General features: G+C 48.4%; 2 tRNA genes and 1 rRNA gene. All 3 read right to left on the bottom strand.

Annotated features, from left to right (window positions below):
• Nucleotides 1–156: 156 nt before the first annotated feature.
• Nucleotides 157–232, bottom strand: a tRNA-Ala gene (locus tag ITX55_RS23885).
• Nucleotides 233–270: 38 nt separating this feature from the next.
• Nucleotides 271–347: transfer RNA gene (locus ITX55_RS23880), tRNA-Ile, on the bottom strand.
• 74 nt (nucleotides 348–421) lie between these two features.
• Nucleotides 422–508: ribosomal RNA gene (locus ITX55_RS23875) — 16S ribosomal RNA — on the bottom strand; the annotation flags it as partial.

The raw sequence follows: 508 nt of genomic DNA, 5'->3' as shown, positions 1-508 counted from the left end.
TCTATGACAGGTTACTCTTTATCCCAGTACATCTACGGAGGGATAAATTTCAGCCGTCATGTTTCAATTTTCAGCTTGTTCCAGATTGTTAAAGAGCAAAATACTTCGCAGCATACTGTCGCCAATATACTCTGAAGTATTGAATACCGGACTATATGGTGGAGCTAAGCGGGATCGAACCGCTGACCTCCTGCGTGCAAGGCAGGCGCTCTCCCAGCTGAGCTATAGCCCCATACAGTCACGCGCAGTACCTTTTCCACTTCCGAGAAGTGGTAGGCCTGAGTGGACTTGAACCACCGACCTCACCCTTATCAGGGGTGCGCTCTAACCACCTGAGCTACAAGCCTATAAAGGTATTTCTGCTCGTTACTTTCTATCAGACAATCTGTGTGAGCACGCCACTCGAATCAATATCTTTAGGTAAGGAGGTGATCCAACCGCAGGTTCCCCTACGGTTACCTTGTTACGACTTCACCCCAGTCATGAATCACAAAGTGGTAAGCGCCCT

The sequence above is a fragment of the Serratia sp. EWG9 genome (genome assembly GCF_019913725.1).
GTDB lineage: Bacteria > Pseudomonadota > Gammaproteobacteria > Enterobacterales > Enterobacteriaceae > Serratia > Serratia ureilytica.
This window is presented reverse-complemented; position numbering and strand designations above follow the sequence as displayed.